The 20,554-nt window shown below is 37.0% G+C and carries 19 protein-coding genes; 14 read left to right on the plus strand and 5 right to left on the minus strand.

What is annotated here, in order from left to right; all coding sequences use genetic code 11:
• Positions 1–11: 11 nt before the first annotated feature.
• Positions 12–3,677, minus strand: coding sequence for a phosphoribosylformylglycinamidine synthase (purL, locus tag B3I52_RS05580; protein ID WP_293299450.1), 3,666 nt, complete (start codon positions 3,675–3,677; stop codon positions 12–14).
• Between the two features lie 181 nt (positions 3,678–3,858).
• Here purL and B3I52_RS05585 point away from each other — a divergent pair, with 181 nt between their 5' ends.
• The 4 genes from B3I52_RS05585 (at position 3,859) to B3I52_RS05600 (ending at position 7,011) form a co-directional block, all read left to right on the plus strand.
• Positions 3,859–4,563 (plus strand): tRNA1(Val) (adenine(37)-N6)-methyltransferase, encoded by a 705-nt coding sequence (locus B3I52_RS05585; RefSeq protein WP_293299451.1) that lies wholly within the window; start codon positions 3,859–3,861, stop codon positions 4,561–4,563.
• Positions 4,564–4,783: 220 nt separating this feature from the next.
• The gene (locus tag B3I52_RS05590; protein WP_293299452.1) at positions 4,784–5,275 is read left to right on the plus strand and encodes a metallophosphoesterase family protein; all 492 of its coding nucleotides are present in this window, start codon (positions 4,784–4,786) and stop codon (positions 5,273–5,275) included.
• A gap of 25 nt (positions 5,276–5,300) precedes the next feature.
• Positions 5,301–6,350 carry a class 1 fructose-bisphosphatase gene (gene fbp / locus B3I52_RS05595; protein WP_293299569.1) on the plus strand — a complete coding sequence of 350 codons (1,050 nt, stop codon included), beginning with the start codon at positions 5,301–5,303 and terminating at the stop codon, positions 6,348–6,350.
• Between the two features lie 133 nt (positions 6,351–6,483).
• Complete coding sequence (locus tag B3I52_RS05600) at positions 6,484–7,011, plus strand: DUF2911 domain-containing protein (protein ID WP_293299453.1); 528 nt, start codon at positions 6,484–6,486, stop codon at positions 7,009–7,011.
• 134 nt (positions 7,012–7,145) lie between these two features.
• Here the strand turns inward: B3I52_RS05600 and rnhA are convergent, their stop codons facing one another.
• Both rnhA and B3I52_RS05610 read right to left on the minus strand, forming a co-directional pair.
• Positions 7,146–7,622 (minus strand): ribonuclease HI, encoded by a 477-nt coding sequence (gene rnhA / locus B3I52_RS05605; RefSeq protein WP_293299454.1) that lies wholly within the window; start codon positions 7,620–7,622, stop codon positions 7,146–7,148.
• 113 nt (positions 7,623–7,735) lie between these two features.
• A complete protein-coding gene (locus B3I52_RS05610; protein WP_293299455.1) occupies positions 7,736–8,020 on the minus strand; it encodes a hypothetical protein in 285 nt (94 codons plus the stop codon).
• A 529-nt stretch (positions 8,021–8,549) separates the two neighbouring features.
• On the opposite strand from B3I52_RS05610, the gene B3I52_RS05615 reads away from it, so the two are divergent.
• From B3I52_RS05615 to B3I52_RS05660, 10 genes are all read left to right on the plus strand, one after another.
• Positions 8,550–8,984: a lactate dehydrogenase gene (locus B3I52_RS05615; protein WP_293299456.1), complete on the plus strand. Its 435-nt coding sequence runs from the start codon at positions 8,550–8,552 to the stop codon at positions 8,982–8,984.
• Positions 8,984–10,330, plus strand: coding sequence for an oxygen-independent coproporphyrinogen III oxidase (gene hemN / locus B3I52_RS05620; protein ID WP_293299457.1), 1,347 nt, complete (start codon positions 8,984–8,986; stop codon positions 10,328–10,330). The genes B3I52_RS05615 and hemN overlap by 1 nt, the downstream gene beginning before the upstream one ends.
• Before the next feature lie 11 nt (positions 10,331–10,341).
• On the plus strand, positions 10,342–12,729 hold the full coding sequence (locus B3I52_RS05625; RefSeq protein ID WP_293299458.1) for a heavy metal translocating P-type ATPase: 2,388 nt from the start codon (positions 10,342–10,344) through the stop codon (positions 12,727–12,729).
• Positions 12,730–12,809: 80 nt separating this feature from the next.
• Positions 12,810–12,989: a cbb3-type cytochrome oxidase assembly protein CcoS gene (gene ccoS, locus B3I52_RS05630; RefSeq protein WP_293299459.1), complete on the plus strand. Its 180-nt coding sequence runs from the start codon at positions 12,810–12,812 to the stop codon at positions 12,987–12,989.
• Between the two features lie 70 nt (positions 12,990–13,059).
• Entirely contained in the window at positions 13,060–15,201 is a 2,142-nt protein-coding gene (gene ccoN / locus B3I52_RS05635; RefSeq protein WP_293299460.1) for a cytochrome-c oxidase, cbb3-type subunit I, read from the plus strand.
• 4 nt (positions 15,202–15,205) lie between these two features.
• Entirely contained in the window at positions 15,206–15,388 is a 183-nt protein-coding gene (locus tag B3I52_RS05640) for a hypothetical protein (protein ID WP_293299461.1), read from the plus strand.
• Complete coding sequence (locus B3I52_RS05645; protein ID WP_293299462.1) at positions 15,375–16,295, plus strand: cbb3-type cytochrome c oxidase N-terminal domain-containing protein; 921 nt, start codon at positions 15,375–15,377, stop codon at positions 16,293–16,295. The genes B3I52_RS05640 and B3I52_RS05645 overlap by 14 nt, the downstream gene beginning before the upstream one ends.
• Positions 16,296–16,421: 126 nt before the next feature.
• Entirely contained in the window at positions 16,422–17,789 is a 1,368-nt protein-coding gene (gene ccoG, locus B3I52_RS05650) for a cytochrome c oxidase accessory protein CcoG (protein WP_293299463.1), read from the plus strand.
• 80 nt (positions 17,790–17,869) lie between these two features.
• Entirely contained in the window at positions 17,870–18,298 is a 429-nt protein-coding gene (locus B3I52_RS05655) for a FixH family protein (RefSeq protein ID WP_293299464.1), read from the plus strand.
• A complete protein-coding gene (locus B3I52_RS05660) occupies positions 18,295–18,993 on the plus strand; it encodes a sulfite exporter TauE/SafE family protein (protein ID WP_293299465.1) in 699 nt (232 codons plus the stop codon). The genes B3I52_RS05655 and B3I52_RS05660 overlap by 4 nt, the downstream gene beginning before the upstream one ends.
• Positions 18,994–19,061: 68 nt before the next feature.
• Here B3I52_RS05660 and B3I52_RS05665 read toward each other — a convergent pair whose 3' ends face one another.
• On the minus strand, positions 19,062–19,484 hold the full coding sequence (locus B3I52_RS05665) for a response regulator (protein ID WP_293299466.1): 423 nt from the start codon (positions 19,482–19,484) through the stop codon (positions 19,062–19,064).
• A complete protein-coding gene (locus B3I52_RS05670) occupies positions 19,474–20,553 on the minus strand; it encodes a hybrid sensor histidine kinase/response regulator (protein WP_293299467.1) in 1,080 nt (359 codons plus the stop codon). Before B3I52_RS05670 ends, B3I52_RS05665 begins: the two co-directional genes overlap by 11 nt.
• Position 20,554 lies beyond the last annotated feature (1 nt).

Genomic DNA, 20,554 nt, shown 5'->3' on the forward strand with positions numbered 1-20,554 from the left:
CTCTTTTTATATTATCTCTGGTGTTTTTCCACCCATTTTCTAGCGTTTACAAAGGCTTCCATCCATGGCGAAACTTCGTCTTTTCTACCTGCTGGATAATTTGCCCAATGCCATTGAAATAATGAGCGCTCAATGTGAGGCATCATTACCAGGTGACGGCCTGTATCATCGCACATCATGGCAGTGTTATAATCAGAGCCATTCGGACTAGCTGGGTATTGTTCGTAACCATATTTAGAAACAATTTGATATTTAGCTTCTTCATAAGGCAATTGGAATTTTCCTTCGCCATGCGATACCCAAACACCTAAAGTACTGCCTGCCAAAGTAGAAAGCATTATCGATTTGTTCTCTTGAATAGTTAACGAAGTAAATATACTTTCGTGCTTACGGCTATCGTTGTGTAGCATTTTAGGTTTTACTTCGTGGTTTTTGTTGATTAAGCCCAACTCCACAAATAATTGGCAACCGTTGCAAATACCTACTGATAAAGTATCCTCTCTGTTGAAGAAATTTTCTAAAGCTACACGAGCTTTTTCGTTGTACAAGAATGCACCAGCCCAACCTTTTGCCGAACCTAAAACATCTGAGTTAGAGAAGCCACCCACAGCACCAATAAACTGAATATCTTCTAGAGTTTCTCTGCCCGAAATCAAATCGGTCATGTGCACATCTTTCACATCGAAACCTGCCAAATACATCGCGTTAGCTACTTCACGCTCAGAGTTACTTCCCTTTTCACGTAAAATTGCCGCTTTCGGACGAGGCTTACTTGCATCAATTACCGGTTTTTTACCATCAAATTGCGCAGGGAAATTGAATTTTAAAGGTTGATTTTTATAATTGTCGAAACGTTCTTTCGCTTTTACTTCGCCACTTTGCTTGCTGTCTAATAAGTAAGAGGTTTTATACCAAACATCACGTAAATGGTTAATATCGAAAGAATAATTGTTATCGTTATTAGTTACATTTAAAGTAGCGGTATCGCTTACCGAACCAATTTTGTTAAAAGCAATACCTTTATCATTTAATGTTGCTTCAACACTTTCATCAGCTTGAAAAACCAAGGCAATGTTCTCAGCAAATAGAACTTTTAAAGCATCAGCTTCGCCTAAGCTAGACAAATCGATATTTGCACCTAAGTTTTGATCGGCAAAACACAATTCTAAAAGCGTAGTAATTAAACCACCACTGCCAATATCGTGTCCTGCTTTAATTTTGCCAGCTTTAATCAATTCTTGAACAGTATTGAAAGCAGTGCCGAATTTAACTGCATCTTTAACATCAGGAGTTTCGTTGCCAACTTTATTTAAAACTTGAGCGAATGAAGAGCCACCTAATTTATAAGTATCATTACTTAGGTTGATATAATAGATGTTACCACCGTCTTTCTGTAGAACTGGCTCAACAACTTGCGTAATGTCGTTACAGTTGCCAGCTGCAGAAATTATCACAGTTCCAGGTGCAATTACATCACCATCTTTGTATTTCTGTTTCATCGAAAGCGAATCTTTACCCGTTGGGATGTTAATTCCTAAATCGATGGCAAATGCCGAGCATGCTTCAACTGCTTCATATAAACGAGCATCTTCACCTTCATTTTTACAAGCCCACATCCAGTTGGCCGAAAGTGAAACGCTTTTCAATCCGTCTTTTAACGGTGCCCAAACAATATTTGATAAAGATTCTGCAATGGCAATTCTACTTCCAGCGCCAGCATCAATCAAAGCGGAAACAGGAGCGTGACCAACAGAAGTGGCAATACCCTCTTTACCTTGAAAATCTAAGGCCATTACACCCACATTGTTCAATGGTAATTGTAAAGGACCAGCGCATTGTTGTTTAGCTACACGGCCGCCAACACATCTATCAACTTTGTTAGTTAACCAATCTTTACAAGCAACCGCTTCTAATTGCAGTACTTGTTCTAAATATTCGTTGATTTTACCTTGATCGTAGGCTACCGCTTCGTAATTACGGTCAACAGTATTGTCGTCCATAATCATTTTTGGCGAGCTGCCGAACATGTCACTTAAAGCTAAATCCATTGGCTTAGCGCCAGTAGTAGCCGATTCGAAAGTAAAACGATGATCGCCAGTTACTTTACCAACGGTATACATTGGTGAACGCTCACGGTCAGCAATTTTCTGTAAAGTAGCCGTATGTTCTTCGCTAATTACCAAGCCCATACGTTCTTGCGATTCATTACCGATAATCTCCTTAGCCGAAAGGGTAGGGTCGCCAACTGGCAATTTATCTAGATCTATTTTACCACCGGTTGCTTCTACTAGTTCCGAAAGACAGTTTAAGTGACCGCCAGCACCGTGATCGTGGATGGAAACGATGGTGTTATTATCGCTCTCTACCATTGCACGAACTGCGTTTGCTGCACGTTTTTGCATTTCTGGGTTAGAACGTTGTATCGCATTCAATTCGATACCCGAACCATGTTGACCAGTATCTGCCGAAGAAACAGCAGCACCACCCATACCAATACGGTAGTTCTCGCCACCTAAAACCACAATGTTATCGCCAGTTTTTGGCTCTTGTTTTTTAGCTTGTGCTAATTTTCCGTAGCCGATACCACCAGCAAGCATAATTACTTTGTCGAAACCTAATTTACGGTCATGTTCTTCGTGTTCGAAAGTTAACACAGAACCCGTAATTAGCGGCTGGCCGAATTTATTTCCAAAATCAGAAGCTCCGTTTGATGCCTTAATCAAAATGTCCATTGGTGTTTGGTACAACCATTCACGTTCTTCCACACCTTTTTCCCAAGGGCGATTTTCTTCTAAACGAGAAAGGGCAGTCATGTAAACAGCTGTTCCAGCTAACGGCAAAGAACCTTGTCCGCCAGCTAAGCGGTCTCTAATTTCACCGCCCGAACCCGTTGCTGCACCATTAAAAGGCTCAACAGTAGTAGGGAAATTATGTGTTTCGGCTTTGATAGAAATTACCGAATCAAAGTCTTTAGTTTCGTAAAACGATGGCACATCTGGTTTAGCAGGTGCAAATTGTTGCACTTTCGGGCCTTTTACAAAAGCTACGTTATCTTTATAGGCAGAAACAATCTCATTAGGGTGTGTTTCTGATGTTTTCTTAATCAGTTTGAAAAGGGAAGTAGGTTTTGCCTCTCCGTCAATTACAAAAGTGCCGTTGAAAATTTTATGACGACAGTGCTCTGAGTTTACTTGAGAGAAACCAAAAACTTCTGAATCTGTTAAAGATCTTCCTAGCTTGTCAGCTAATCCTTTTAGGTAATCAACTTCTTCATCACTTAAAGACAAACCTTCTTGTTTATTGTAAGCGGCAATATCAGTAATCTCTAAAATTGCTTCAGGTTCAATGTTAATGGTAAATATATCTTGATTTAAACCATTGTATTTTTGAGAAAGCATTGGATCAAATGCAGAAAATCCTTCCTCCACTTTTTTAAATTGCTCAATTCTAATGATGCCATCAAGCGTCATATTTTGAGTGATTTCTACAGCATTGGTGCTCCAAGGGGTAATCATTGCTGCACGTGGACCAACAAAAAAACCAGTTAAAGTGCTTTCGGTGTTTAATTTTGCGCCACCAAAAAGCCACTCTAGTTTTTCTGTATCAGTTGGGGATAAAGTTTTGCTTGTTTGTAAAACAAAAATCTCGTCAGATTGACCTAAAAAGAAATAAATCATGCTTATTTTTTGAAGACGCAAATTTAGGTTTTTTTACTGAGAAAATTGATGATTTTTGGGTTTATTTGTTGTGTGTTTTGTGTGTTGAAGATGGAAAGGTTTTAATATTGGGAAAGTTAATGGGTGGGTGAAATAAAAAAAGTGTTGTACTTATTAAAATCTCTGTCGTTAAATTAAATTTATGAAAAACATCTTCCGTTTTAAACAATTTGAAGTAGATCAGAGCAACTGTGCCATGAAAATTAATACCGATGGGGTGTTGTTAGGAGCGATGGCGCAACATGAAAACCCGAAACGGATATTGGATATTGGCACAGGAACCGGAGTAATTGCCCTGATGTTGGCGCAACGTTTTCCAGAAGCTCAGGTGCATGCGGTAGAAATTGATGAGCAGGCATCAGTAACTGCTGGAAGAAACTTTGAAAAATCAGTTTTTAGTAAGCGGTTAACAAACAGCAATATATCAATCGAACAATTTAACAATCTAGAGAAATTTGACCTCATTGTAACCAATCCGCCATTTTTTGTGAACGATTATAAAAATGCGGAACCCAAAAAAGAGATTGCAAGACATGCCAGTCATACTTTTTTTGCAGAGCTGATAAAGAAAGTGCATGAGTTGTTGAGTGAAAAAGGTTGCTTTTGGTTTGTTTTGCCAATTAAACAGGCTGAAGAATTGGTAGAAAGAGCTAAGAAATACAACTTGTTTTTGCAAAAGATAATTAGGCTGCATTCTGATGACACCAAGCCTGAATTTAGACGAATTGTTTGTTTGGGAAGAGAAAAGTTGGACTTAGTAGAAGAGGATTTCATGATTTACGAAAGCGAGAAGAGATATACCAAGGCATACGAACTGTTGTTGAAGGACTTTTTTTTGGCTTATTAGTTTTGCCTCGTTCATTTGTAATGACGTATATAGTTGGAGAATTTGGAAAACTGTCTTTTGTTAAATAAACGGGATTGCATCGGTATCTCCCGATTTATCGGGAATAAAGCGTAAAGCCTGACAATCTAAACCTAGTATTACAGGAATTGCTTTTCAAAAAAATAAACATTTAGTTTTGCGATAGTAAAGTCTCAAATCTCAATACTCATATCTGAAACAAATGAAAAAAATAGGTTTAATATCTGATACGCATGGTTATTTAGATGATGCAGTTTTTAAATACTTTGATGATAGGGATGAAATTTGGCATGCTGGAGATTTTGGTCCGGGTGTAATTGAACCTTTGGCAGCTTTTAAACCGCTTAAGGGAGTGTATGGAAATATTGACGGGATGGATGTTCGGGCGCAATTTCTGGAACACCTGAGGTTTCAGTGCGAACAGATAGATGTTTGGATGACACACATAGGCGGTTATCCCGATAAATATGCTCCTGCTGTTAAGCGTGAAATATACACTAAGCCTCCGCAACTTTTTATTTCCGGCCACTCGCATATTCTAAAAGTTATTTTCGATAAAAAAATACAATGTTTGCATATTAATCCCGGTGCGGCCGGAAAACACGGTTGGCACAAGAAAAGAACTTTGATTCGCTTTTGCATTTCCGACGAAAAAATACATACCTTAGAGGCCGTAGAATTAGGAGATAGATAACGTAAAAAATACACTAAGTAAAATGATGTCGGGTATAAAAACATTAGGCCAGTTTATTATTGAAAAACAAGCAGACTTTCCGTATGCTAAGGGCGAACTTTCTCGCTTACTGAGAGATATTGGTATCGCTGCAAAAATTGTAAATCGAGAAGTAAATAAAGCTGGTTTGGTAGATATTTTAGGAGATGCAGATACAATTAACATACAAGGCGAAGGACAAAAAAAATTGGATGTTTATGCCAACGACCAATTTATCTCTGCTTTAACAAGTGGGGGCGAATGTTGTATTGTGGCTTCTGAAGAAGAAGATGATTTTGTTCGCATCGATTCTCCCGTATCTAAAAATGCCCGTTATATTGTTTGCATTGATCCTTTAGATGGTTCGTCGAATATTGATATTAACGTTACGGTAGGTACTATTTTTTCTATTTACAGAAGAAAATCTACCGAAGGGCCAGCTAACTTAAACGATGTTCTGCAAAAGGGAACAGAACAGGTGGCTGCCGGTTATGTAATTTATGGCTCATCTACCATGATGGTTTATACTACTGGTAAAGGTGTTAACGGGTTTACTTTAGATCCATCAATAGGAGAGTTTTGCCTATCGCATCCAAATATGAAAATACCAGAAGATGGCGTAATTTATTCTATTAACGAGGGCAATTACGTTCATTTTCCAGAGGGAGTGAAAAAGTACATTAAATATGCACAGGTAGAAGATGCCGCTACCAACAGGCCTTATACTTCGAGGTATATTGGTGCAATGGCGGCCGATATACATAGAAATTTGATTAAAGGAGGGATCTATATGTATCCTACTACGGCATCGTCTCCAAAAGGAAAGCTCCGTTTGCTTTACGAATGTAACCCAATGGCTTTTATTATTGAACAGGCTGGTGGCATTGCTTCTGATGGTTTGAATAGAATTTTGGATATCGAGCCAACAGAACTGCATCAGCGTGTAGCTATTTTTGTAGGTTCGCCTACAATGGTGAGAAAGGCAGAAGAGTTTATGGCCGAGTTTTCGCCCGTAGAGAAGTTGAAGGAAGATTCAGCTACCATCAAGTCGGCATAATAATATTTAATAAGAATGAATAAGAAAGGCGGAAATTATTCCGTCTTTTTTTATTTGAGTTAATTTTATTGTTGGTGTAGCTTTTTTTGATTTTTAAAGCGTTAACTTAGTTTAGATCAAAAAATAAAAAAATATGAAAGCAACATTTAAAACGATAGCTTGTTTATTATTTAGCTCGGTTGTGTCTGTAAGCGCTATAGCTCAAGACAAGCCTGCGCAAAAACCAAAAGCTAGTCCGGCGGCTACGGCAACTGGAAAGATAAAGGGTGCAAATATTACCATTGCCTATAGTAGTCCGGCGGTTAAGGAGCGAAAAATTTGGGGAGCATTAGTGCCATTTGATAAAGTTTGGCGTGCAGGAGCTAACGAAGCTACCACCTTTGAAACCGACAAAGACATTAAAGTAGAAGGTAAAAACTTACCTGCCGGAAAATACAGTTTCTTTTTAATTCCTAGAGAAAGCGGTACTTGGACAGCAATTTTTAACAAAGAACCTAAGCAATGGGGCGCTGGAAAATACGACGAATCTAAGGATGCCTTACGTGTTGATGTGAAAACTAAAACATTAGCAGAAACGCAGGAAAGATTAGTTTATAATATTACTGCTAAAGGCTTTTCTTTAAACTGGGATAAGATCTCTGTGCCGGTTAGCCTTAAATAATTATTAATCACGTCATTTCGACGGCTTGCTCCGACCATTCGGAGAGGAACCAGGAGAAATCTGTTAACTAAGTGCTATTGTCTAACAGATTTCTCTCTGCGTTCGAAATGACGACAAAAGTTCAAAAAAATCTATTATAATAACTTACTGGCACTATTTCTTTCTGCCTCAAATGCAGTGTCTATTTGCCAGTTTGCTTTGTCTTGCGAAGCGGCAACAGCTAAACGGTCGCAACGTTCGTTTTCTGGGTGGTCGTTATGGCCCTTAATCCACTTGAATTTAATTTGGTGTATTTTGTGTAATTGAAGATATTGTAGCCATAGGTCTTTGTTTTTTTTGTCTTTAAAACCTTTTTGTACCCAGCCAAATACCCATCCTTTTTCTACCGAATCTACTACGTATTTGCTATCGGAGAATATAATAACCTGTTGTTGTGGTGCTTTTAGTGCTTTTAATGCAACAATTACTGCCAAAAGCTCCATACGGTTATTGGTAGTTAGCCTAAAACCTCCGCTTAATTCTTTATAATGTTTGCCCGATTTTAAAATAGCACCGTAACCACCAGGCCCTGGATTTCCGCTTGCTGCTCCGTCTGTGTAGATTTCTATCATTGGTAGCAAAGCTAAGAAACTGTTTAAATTTTTACTTGTTCGGTTTAATTTATTTCAAGAGATGCAGGCTGTAATTGTCGTATAAACTTCTTTTGCCAACAGTAGAGAGCAAATTAACGCTTTGCTAATACTTCTTCTAAATTGTTTAGACCTGCAGTAAATCGTTCTTTTAAGCCCATAGCTAAAATCATTTCTAAATCTGCTAAATTTTTGTGCTTTATAGCAATATTTACCCAAGTTTCACCCCCTTGCTCACTAAAAGTATTGATCCAATATGAACTAGGGAGCTGATTGGTCACATTTCCATTTTCATCGGTAAAAGCGTCGTTATAAGAGAAACTCTTCAAATCGTCAATGCTTTTATTTTGGACCATGCAATAATGTTTTTCGTTTTCCATAGGTGCTAAAGAGATGAAAATCTAGGAGGATTTAGTTTTTTTGCCAAAACCCATTATTGATCCATAATATTTCGCTTCAATCTTAATTAAGAACAATAAAAACCTGTGTATGCCGAAAATCGGCACAAGGGTATGGCTAAATTTATACGAGGTTTGTTTTACCAAACATAGGTTAAACTCGGGTAAAACATAAATAATATCCCTGTTTAGTCTGTATTTATATATATATGTATGGACGGCGAAGACGCCGTCGTCTGCAGCTGGTGCAACGTTTGGCGACCTCGCCAAACGCAATGTAAAATAGTTATCCATTTTTGAACAGTTTTTAAATGTTAATTTTTAAGCAATCTTTCGCTAGTTCCTAAAGCCTAAACATTTTAACTGTGACGAATATCATTTTTTTGAATAATTACGCTCAACTCTTCGTAATGCGTGTCACGGTATGTTTGTAGAACATAGTTAGGATGAATAAATCCCTACAATGAATAATTGTAAGGTTCCACCCAATCAAAAAATAGAAGGCAGGAAAATGAAAGCAATAGCTTATAACATTAAACCAGAAGAAAAAGAGTGTTTGGTTTTAGCTAACCACAAAAAACATGATATTACTATTATTGCCAATAGTTTGTGTATAGAAACCATGTCGTTTGCGCAGGGAAAAGAGGTTTTAATTGTGTTTAATGAAGATCCGTTGAGTGCCGAGCTTATTGAGGGCTTAAAAACTTTAGGCATTAAATATATTGCTACATCATCTTTTCAAACTAACCATATAGATCTTAAAGCTGCGGGTGTGGCTGGTTTCAAAATAGCAAACGTGCCTTTTAAGGAGGGAGAAGAATTGACGATGTCACGTATGCAGCAAATTATTAAAAACTTAGACAATTGGGCAGTAGGTAAATGTGTAGGAAAGGCTTGTTGTTGCCCTAATGATTGTGCGGTTGCTATAAAAGAGGGAGGTAAGTAATGAGCGAAGAATCACTTTTACGAAAATATAATGTAGCAGCCCCGAGGTACACCAGTTATCCAACGGTACCTTATTGGGAGAATGATGATTTTACTGCTGGGCAATGGCAAGGCAGATTGGTGGCAGCCTACGAGCAGCATAAAAGCGAGGGAATTAGTTTGTATATTCATTTGCCATTTTGCGAAAGCCTTTGCACTTATTGTGGCTGTAATACACGTATTACCAAAAATCATGGTGTAGAGTTGCCCTATATTGATGCGCTGCTAAAAGAATGGGAAATGTATTGCACCTTATTGGGCGAACGACCAAAGATTAAAGAAATTCATTTAGGCGGCGGTACCCCAACTTTTTTTAGTGCAGAGAATCTAAAAGATTTGTTGCAGGCTATTGCTGGCGCTGCTCAATTTCATGAAAATGCCGCCTGTTCTTTTGAAGGGCATCCAGATAATACCACCGAGGCTCATTTACAGGTTTTGTACAACTTGGGCTTTCGCAGGGTAAGTTTTGGCATACAAGATTTTGATCCTAAAGTGCAATTCATGATCAATAGGTATCAAACCCCGGCTCAGGTACAGGCAATTACTAAACTAGCCAGAAAAATTGGATATCAATCCATTAATTTTGACTTAATTTATGGTTTGCCAGGCCAAAACATGAAAGGATTAGAAGAAACAATTAGAGAAGCGATAGGCATTAGGCCAGACCGCATTGCTTTTTACAGTTATGCTCATGTGCCTTGGGTTAAAGCAGGTCAGCGCCACTTTACCGAAAGTGATATTCCGCAGGGCGATGAAAAATTTGCACTATACCAAAGAGGTAGAGAGATGCTGGTGACTGCGGGCTATGAAGAAATTGGTATGGATCATTTTGCTTTGAAAACAGATAATTTGTATATTGCTTACACAGAAAATAAACTACACCGTAATTTTATGGGATACACCGATCAATATACCCATATTTTGTTAGGTTTAGGTGTTTCTTCTATTAGCGATTGTGGTACTTCCTTTGCCCAAAATGCAAAAACGGTAGAAGAATATAAAAAGTACATTAACGATGGCTTGTTGGCTGTTCAAAAAGGTCATTTATTAACAGAAGAAGATTTGTATATTAGAAAACATATCCTTAACTTAATGTGTCAGGGCAATACTTATTTCGATACTGAAATACCGGCAGCAATAACCGAACGTTTACAGCCAATGCTTAATGATGGCTTGCTAACCATTAAAGATGGCGAGATAAAAATACAGCCTAAAGGTAGAACTTTTATGCGTAACGTATGTATGGCCTTCGATAATAGGTTATGGCAAAAACAACCGCAAACCCAATTATTTAGTGCGGCAATATAAAATTAGAAGCTATGAGCAGTACTACGCTTACCCAAAAAAGTTCGGTATGTTACCATTGTGGCGATAAGTTGCCAGCCGTTAAATTAAACTACGACGAAAAAGATTTCTGTTGTGTAGGTTGCCAAAGTGTATATCAGATATTATCTGAAAATAATATGTGCAACTACTACGCCTATAACAGTACGCCAGGGCAAAGGGTAAAAGAAACTGGCCATTTCGAATATTTAGATGAGCCAAGTATCATCACCCAACTCATCAATTATAAAGACAAAGAAAATTCGATAGTCACCTTTTATATTCCTGCTATTCATTGCAGTTCTTGCATATGGTTGTTAGAGCATTTGTACAAAATTAATCCGGCTATATTTAGCTCGCGTATAGATTTTCTTAAAAAAGAAGTAACCATTAGCTACAAGCATGAAAAAGTGTCTTTACGTGAAGTAGTTGAAATACTTAACCAAACAGGTTACGAGCCTTTAATTAGTTTACAGGACGTAGTAAAAGAAAAAGGAAATTCGGTAAATAAACAGTTGATCTGGAAGATTGCAATTGCAGGTTTTTGTATGGGCAACGTAATGTTGTTCAGTTTTCCCGAATATTTTGGTCTATCGGCCTTAGAAAAAGAATTTCAGTATTTGTTTGCTTGGTTAAACTTAGCTTTTTGTATTCCGGTAACTTTTTATTGTGCTAAAGAATATTTTACATCGGCCTACGCCAGTTTAAAACAAAAATACATTAACCTAGATACGCCATTAGCGCTTATTATAGCTGTACTGTTTATACGTACCGCTATTTCTACCATTTTTGATACGGGGCCGGGTTTTGGCGACACGCTTACGGGTTTGGTTTTTCTGCTGTTAATGGGTAAATGGGTTAAACAACGTACTTATCATCATATTTCTTTTGATAGAGATTACCGTTCGTATTTTCCAATAGCTATTACCAGTATTAAAGATAACCGCGAAAAACCGATTGCCATTAGCGAAATAGCTGTTGGCGATAGATTATTGATACGCAATGGAGAATTAGTGCCAGCCGATGCCATTTTAATGAAGGGAGATGGCTGGTTGGACATGAGTTTTGTAACTGGCGAAGCCGAGCCGCAGCAAAAGGTTTTGGGTGAAATTGTTTATGCTGGCGGAAGGCAAATAGGTGAGGCTATTGAGCTCGAAGTAATTAAGCCGGCTTCGCAAAGTTACTTAACAGGTTTATGGAATAAAGAGTTTTACAAAACAGATTTTAAGAAAAAAAACTTTAACGATAGCATTGCCAAATATTTCAGTATAGGTGTTTTTGCGGTGGCTATTGCCGCTACGGCCTATTGGTTATGGCAAAACGATAGCGTAAAGGCGTGGTCGGCTTTTACAGCAGTTATTATTGTGGCCTGCCCATGTGTGTTGGCTTTAAGTACGCCATTTACCTTATCGGCCATACTTTCTATTTTCGATAAAAAAGGATTTTACGTAAAAAATACCGATGCATTAGAGCAATTGGCCGATTTGGATACTATTGTTTTTGATAAGACGGGAACTTTGACCACTACGCACAATTCAGGGATTTATTTTGATGGCAGTTTAACTGATGAAGAGAAATTGTTGGTGGCATCTTTAATTTATAATTCTTCGCACCCATTAAGCAGGCAAGTACTAAAAACCATTAACCCTAGTAAGGTTTATACCATTGAAAAATATAACGAAGTACCAGGCAAAGGTATTATGGGCGAAGTGAATGGTAAAATGATTTACGCCGGTAGTAAAAGAGCTTTACCTTTTGAGGTAGATACCAAAGAACAAAGTGGGGTTCATATTGTAATTGATGAGGTTTATAAAGGATGCTTCTCTGTAGAGCAACAATGGCGAGAAGGTATTAAGCCTTTAATTCATGGTTTAAGTAAAGGTTACGATTTGAGGGTGCTTTCTGGCGACACGAATAAAGATGAGCAAATGCTGAAAGCTGTTTTTAAACCAGCAACACCGATGTTTTTTAACCAAAGTCCGCACCAAAAATTAGAAGCTATTACTAGTTTGCAGGCCCAAAATAAAAAGGTAATGATGTTGGGCGATGGATTGAATGATGCGGGGGCATTAAAACAAGCCAACTTTGGCATTGCAATTACAGATAATATCAATAATTTTACTCCAGGTTGCGATGCCATTATGAGCGGTAGTTCTTTAAATTTATTGCCAAACTTTATTAAACAAAGCAAAAACGGATTGCAAACTATTAAAATCAGCTTTGCTATAGCTACCTCGTACAATTTAATTGGTGTATATTTTGCAGTACAGGGAACGCTTTATCCGTTAGTGGCCGCTATATTAATGCCAATAAGCACAATAACTATTATCAGTTTTACTAGTTTGGCTACTAGGTATTTTGCAAAGAAAAATGGATTAAAGTAGTTGTTTGGATGGCTGTTTTTTAAAATTAAATGTCCAACTATCAATGCAACTGACAAACAAAAAACAAAACAACTGGAACAATGAACATACTCTATTTTTTAATTGGATGCAGCGTATTGGTAGCACTAATTTTTCTTGGCGCTTTTTTTTGGGCTTTAAAAAATGGCCAACACGATGATGTTTACACACCCAGTGTAAGAATTTTATTTGATGATGAAGTGAAAACAGAAAAAAATGATACAAATCACATTTCCGACTAATCCTAATCATCAACTACACTATAGCACCTAAATAACTTTGTCAAATATTACAAATCTATTATTATTAATTATGCAGCTAGAAAAATTTACTTACGACAATAAGATTGTACGAGATTTCGGTATTGCAACCATTGTATGGGGTATTATCGGGATGTTAGTGGGATTGCTTGTTGCCACGCAACTGTTTTCGCCGAGTATGAACTTGGGTAACCAGTACACCACATTTGGTCGTATTAGGCCGCTACACACTAACGCTGTAATTTTTGCTTTTGTGGGTAACGCTATTTTTATGGGTGTTTATTACTCATTACAACGTTTGTTAAAAGCACGAATGTATAGCACTTTGCTAAGTAAAATTCATTTTTGGGGCTGGCAATTAATTATCGTTTCGGCGGTTATTACCTTACCTTTAGGCTTTACCTCATCTCACGAGTATGCCGAGCTAGAATGGCCTATTGATATTGCCATTACCTTAATTTGGGTAGTTTTTGGCATCAATATGTTCGGTACCATAATTAAGCGTAGAGAAAGACATCTGTATGTGGCCATTTGGTTCTACATTGCCACTTTCGTAACCATTGCGGTATTGCATATCGTAAACTCGTTTCAGCTGCCAATATCTTTTTTTAAAAGTTACTATATTTTTGCCGGCGTACAAGACGCTTTGGTACAATGGTGGTATGGGCATAATGCAGTAGCATTTTTCTTAACCACACCGTATTTGGGCATGATGTATTATTTCTTGCCAAAAATGGCTAATCGCCCGGTATATTCTTATAAGCTAAGTATCCTTCACTTTTGGTCGTTAATTTTTATCTACATTTGGGCAGGACCTCACCACTTATTATATACTTCTTTGCCAGGGTGGGCACAATCTTTAGGAGTTGCATTTTCTGTAATGCTTATTGCACCAAGTTGGGGCGGTATGATTAACGGTTTGTTAACGCTACGCGGTGCTTGGGACAAAGTTCGCGAAGACGTAACCTTGAAGTTTATGGTAGTTGCACTTACCTCTTATGGTATGGCAACTTTTGAAGGGCCAATGCTTTCTCTAAAAGAAATAAACGGTGTAGCACACTTTACAGATTGGATTGTAGCGCACGTACACGTTGGTGCTCTAGGATGGAATGGTTTCTTAACCTTTGGAGTATTGTATTGGTTAATCCCACGTATCTACAAAACAGAACTGTTCTCTAAAAAACTAGCTTCTTTCCACTTCTGGATTGGAACTTTAGGAATTTTGTTTTATGCCATTCCAATGTATTGGGCTGGTTTTACACAAGGCTTAATGTGGAAAGAGTTTTCTGAAGATGGTTTGTTAAAATATGCTAACTTTTTAACTACTACGTTACAAATTATTCCGATGCACGTATTACGTTCTATTGGAGGCGGTTTATATTTAATAGGTGCTATTGTAATGACCTATAACTTGGCAAAAACCATGTTAAGAGGTAAACTGGTTGCTAATGAAGAGGCCGAAGCAATGCCTTTAGAAAAAGTAATAACCAACGAAGATGCGGCCGATAAAAAATGGCACCGTGTATTAGAGCGCAAACCAATGAAATTTATGGTACTTTCTATGATCGTGATTTTAATTGGTGGTATGGTAGAAATGATGCCAACTTTTATGATAGAGAGCAACGTGCCTACTATTGCAAGTGTTAAACCTTATTCTCCATTAGAGTTAGAAGGTAGAGATTTATATATTAAAGAAGGTTGTGTAAACTGCCACTCACAAACTATCCGTCCGTTTAGGTCAGAAACCGAGCGCTATGGTGAGTACAGTAAGGCGGGAGAATTTGTTTATGACCATCCGTTTTTATGGGGAAGTAAACGTACCGGGCCAGATTTGCACCGTATTGGTGGTAAATATTCTAATGCGTGGCATTACAACCATATGTTAGATCCAACTTCAATGTCGCCAGGAAGTATCATGCCAGCTTACCCTTGGTTAATTACCCAAAAATTGGATATCAGCATGACCGAAGCTAAAATTAGAGCCATGCAAACTTTGGGCGTACCTTATAGAGAGAATTTTGATGCGGTAGCGCAAGCCAAGTTAAAAGAGCAGGCAGATGCCATTGCAGCAGATTTGAAGCAGAATAATATTGAAGTGAAAAGCGACAGAGAGATTATTGCTTTAATAGCCTATTTGCAACGCATGGGAACTGATATTAAAGCAAACAAAACAACTATTCCTTCTAACCAGTAAAATTATGTTTAAACAAATAAAAGACTTAGCAGGCAACGAGTTTTACCTTATCGCATCACTGCTTATATTTATGGTTTTCTTCATTATGGTGGGTGTTTACCTTATTAAAATGAGCAAAAGCCATATTACAGAAATGAGTAATTTACCTTTTAACGAACCTCAATCTAATGAATATGAAGAAGTTTAGTTTATTGATGATGGTTTTAACAGCTACTGTAAGTGTTTTTGCTCAAGAGGCTGCAACTGTCACAGAAGAAGCTCCTGCAACCATACCAAATCCATCTTTAGGGCTAAGTACTACAGAACTGTTAATTATTACCTTATTGATATTTTCTATTATCCTGTTGTTTGTAGCTTTTACCTTATATAATAGCTTTAAAGTAATTTACCAAGAACGAATAAATCCAACACCTTTTAAAACCAAAGAGGAAAAATTATTGGACTATGAGGAATGGCAAAAACTAAATAAAAGCAAGCCAAGTATTTGGAATAAATTATTAAGCTTAAAACCCTTGTCGGCAGAAAAGGATTTAGAAATTCCTCATTCTTATGATGGCATTAAAGAATTGAATAACCCTGTGCCAACTTGGTTTAACGTACTTTTCTATGGTACATTAATTTTTGCTGCAGGCTATATGTATTATTACCACATTGGCGAACACGGCGAACGACAAGATGATGAGTACAAAACTGAAATGGCAAAAGCCGATATTGCAAAACAGAAATCACTGTCAAAATCTACCTCATCTATTGATGAGAATACTGTAAAAGTAGATCCATCGCAAATTGCCGTAGGTAAGGGAGTGTTTGATGCCAATTGCGTAGCCTGTCATGGTCAAAATGGTGAAGGTTTAGTTGGACCTAACTTAACCGACGAATATACCTTACATGGTGGTAGCGTAAAAGATATCTTTAAAGTGGTTAAATATGGAGTGCCAGAAAAAGGAATGGTTGCTTGGGAGAAGAACATGAGTTCGGCTAATATTAGTGCGGTAACCAATTATATTTTATCATTACAAGGTTCTAAACCTGCAAATGCAAAAGCACCACAAGGCGAGAAATACGATGCTGCTGCAGAAACTACAGCTAATTAAGTAGTTTTTTAATAGATAGTAAAAGATTGCTTCGCACAAGCTCGCTAATTTAAGCCCTTAACTGGACAATGAGATAAGCAGGTATAGCGAAGCAATCTTTAAGAATAAGTGCAGAATGATATAGCGATGAAACAATCCCAAAATAATAGTAAAAAAAGCGGGGGCAAAACATTTATTTACCCAAAAAAACCTCATGGTAAGTTATATAACCAGAGAAAATGGGTAAGCTATGTATTGCTCCTGTTGTTGTTTTCGAGCCCTTTTATTAAACTAAATGGCGAACAGTTAATACTGCTTAACTTTTTAGAACGGAAGTTTGTTTTTTTTGGTTTGATATTTACCCCACAAGATTTTTATCTGTTTGCTTTGGCAATGTTGATATTTATCTTGTTTATTGTGTTTTTTACAGTTATCCTGGGAAGATTGTGGTGTGGCTGGGCCTGTCCGCAAACCATTTTTATGGAGATGGTTTTTCGTAGAATAGAATATTGGATAGAAGGAGATGCCAACCAGCAAAGAAAATTAGATGCCCAAGAATGGAACAGAGAGAAAATCCTCAAAAAAGGGTTTAAACATTTCCTATTCCTCGTTATTTCTTTTCTAATATCAAACGTTTTCTTGGCCTATATTATTGGTTCAGATAAGCTCTATCAAATTATTACCGAACCAATTAGCGAGCATACAGCTGGCTTTATTTCTATTTGGATTTTCACCTTCGTTTTCTATGGTGTTTTCTCGTATGTAAGAGAAGTGGTATGTACTGTAATTTGTCCTTACGGTAGGTTACAAGGCGTATTGTTAGATAATAAGAGTTTAGTAGTAGCTTATGATGAAACTAGGGGAGAACCGAGAGGGTTTATTCAAAAAAATGCTGATCAAAGCTTAAAAGGCGATTGTATAGACTGCGGTTTATGTGTGCAGGTTTGCCCTACCGGAATTGATATTAGGGAAGGCACACAATTAGAGTGCGTGAACTGTACTGCCTGTATTGATGCCTGCGACGAAGTAATGCTTAAAATTAATAAGCCAGAAAAGTTAATAGGTTTCTATAATCATGATTTCATCCAAAATAGAAACAAGTTTAAGTTTGGACTTAGGGCCTATGCTTATGCCGTTGTCTTGGCATTGGTTATCGTTATTTTTTCATCGCTTATCTATAAAAGAGAAGATGTGCAGACTACAGTTCTAAGAGCAAGTGGTACATTGTATCAAAAACGTGCAGATGGTAGTATAGCCAATTTATATAATGCAGAGTTAATAAATAAAACCAATAAGGATATGAAGTTTGTATTTAGGTCGGTAGATAATACAGATAAAATAGAACTGATACAGGCAGACACTGTTTTAAAGAAAGAAGGTTCTGCCCGCCTTACTTTTTTTCTTATTAAACAACCAAAGAATATCAAAGAGTTTAAATCGAAAGTGAAATTTGAAGTGGAAGTAAATGGCGAGGTGATTAGCAGTACAACTACAACTTTCTTTTCGCAACCATAAATAGGAGGTAGACATTAGTTAACTAATCACTTATTTAACAGTTGACAAAAACTTACATCTAATATTAAATACTAATTAAAATGAATTGGGGAACAAAACTGGTTTTAGGCATGGCTGCATTTATGCTATTTATAATTGGCATGGTGACGTATATGTTTAAAAATCATGATAAAGATGCGTTGGTAGAAGAAGACTATTACGAAAAGGGCATTAATTACGATAAAGAGTACGAAGCCGAAACGAATACGCTACAAGACGATGCCGCACCTATTATTAAGCTAAGTGAAACACAGCTAATTTTGCAACTGAAAGACTCTGCCGATTATCAACTTACCTTAATGAGGCCTTCTGCAGCGGCTAAAGACATAAAAAGTAGTGGTAAAACACAAGGTGATACAAATTTGATTATTATAGATGCAACTACTTTAGCTAAAGGGTTATGGTCTTTAAAGATAGAATGGCAGGCCAATGGTAAGCATTATCAATTTAAAAAAGACATTATGATATGAGTTTTTTGCCATTTGCTTTTTTAATGGGTTTTTTGGGAAGTTTGCATTGCGCAGTAATGTGCGGGCCAATTGTATTGGGCTTGCCATTAGACAAAAAAAGCAATTGGCATAATATTCTGCAAGTATCGTTATACCAACTGGGCAGGGTAGCTGTTTATGTGTTGCTTGGCTTATTAGTTGGCTGGGTTGGCAGTAGTTTCGCCATTTTTGTGAAGCAAGAAACATTAAGTTTAATTATAGGTATAATATTAATACTTTTTACCATAGCCCAACTGAGTGGTAAATATGTTGCTACGCTACAAAAGTTACAGCAAAAAATGGTAGTTCCCATTAGTAAGCTGATGGGGAAAGTTTTTAAATTACCACTGTGGGGCTTGTTTGCAGGTATGCTTAATGGCTTAATTCCTTGTGGTATGGTTTATTTGGCCTTAGCTACTGCACTTAATTCTGCTACCTATTATAGTGGTGCTACCTTTATGTTGTTGTTTGGTTTAGGCACCACCCCATTAATGCTTTTTATTTCATTAGGCGGTGTTTATCTTAAAAAATACTTTAGGTTTAATAGTCAAAAATTAATGCCTTGGTTTGCAATGTTCTTGGGCATTATATTTATTATGCGTTCTGCTAATTTGGGCATACCATTTTTGTCGCCCACTACACATACCAACTATGGTACAGTAGAAAAATGTGATTAACAGTATCACCTATTTTCTGGTATTAAAGCAATCGCAATTACTATTTAAATAGAGTTTAAAGTTTTCTCTTAAATTCCTGATAGAGAAACATGTTTGTCACCCAGTAGTTCCCTAAGTTCATGCGGATAAAGTGGTTTTTTCAAGAGTTTAATTACCAATGGGTTAGCTTCGGCCTTCTTAATGTCGCCAAAATCTAGCGTTGACGATAAGATTGCTAATTTACAGTGGTTAAGAAACGTTTTAGGTAAGTGCTTATATATTTCCAAAAATTCAAAACCATCCATTTCTGGCATCTGAATATCTAATAAAATAAAATCAGGGAGCAGTTCTGGGTGATCAAGATTTTTATTAATATAGTTTAATCCTTCTTCTCCTGATTGGCATAAAATAATTTCATCAAAAAAATTTGATAACTTAATTACCTTGGCATTGATTTTAAGATCAATGTCATTATCATCAATCAACAACACTTTTTCGGTTCTATTTGGCATTTGGGATGGTTATTTTAAAGGTTGTACCAACTTCAACATTTGAACTAACGCTAATTGTACCGTTAATTTTATTTAGGGCTTCTTTTACAATGAAAAGGCCTAATCCACTACCGTGATGCATTTTGCTCTTAAAGAATTGTGTAAATATTTTTTCTAGATGCTCTTTAAGTATGCCTAAGCCATTGTCGTTAATGCTTACATTGGCTTCAAAATCGTTAACGTCTATGGTTATGTTTACAGTTTTATTAAGTTCGTTCGATTTTTGGTACTTTATGGCATTTGAAATGAGATTGCTAAATATCACTTCAATTCTAAAAGCATCACCTACAAATTTAGTAGCTTGGTCAATTTTCACATTAAATGTGGTGTCTTTGTCAGAGTAGGTATGTAACTCTATCAATTCTCCCACTAATTGGTTAAAATCTATTTCGCTATGATCTGGAACATCTTTAGTGTTTTTATAATACTGTAATGTTTTCTGTATATAATAATCAAGCTTGTTAGAACAGGTTTCTATTAGCCCCCAGTACTCACCGCTAGAATTGTAGAGGTTTTCCATTTTTACAAGGTTAATAATACCAATTACCGATACCAATGGTGCTCTAAGCTCATGCGAAATGCTGTAAATAAAACGGTTAAGCTCGTCGTTAGTTTTTTCTAACTCTGTTATTTTGTTACGTAAATCTATCTTGGCTTTATAGGCATCGTACGCATTTTTAATGGAGTTATGTAGTTCTAGATCGTTCCAAGGCTTGGTAATATACCTGTAGATATCACCATGATTAATCGCATCTGCTAGGGCTTCAATATCAGTATATCCAGTTAAAAGAATACGAATGGGATCGGGGTGAGTGTTGCTAATGCTCTTAAAAAACTCTACACCGGTAGTGTTTGGCATTTTTTGGTCGGCAAGTATCACATGGATATCTATATTATTCAATATTTTTAATCCTTCTGCGGCAGAAATAGCAGTATAAATTTCGTACTGCCTTCTAAAGCTGGCCTTAAATGCCTGAAGATTGTTCTCTTCATCATCGATATATAAGACGCGTACAGTTGGGTTGCTCATT

The sequence above is a fragment of the Pedobacter sp. UBA4863 genome (assembly GCF_002399615.1).
Classification (GTDB): domain Bacteria; phylum Bacteroidota; class Bacteroidia; order Sphingobacteriales; family Sphingobacteriaceae; genus Pedobacter.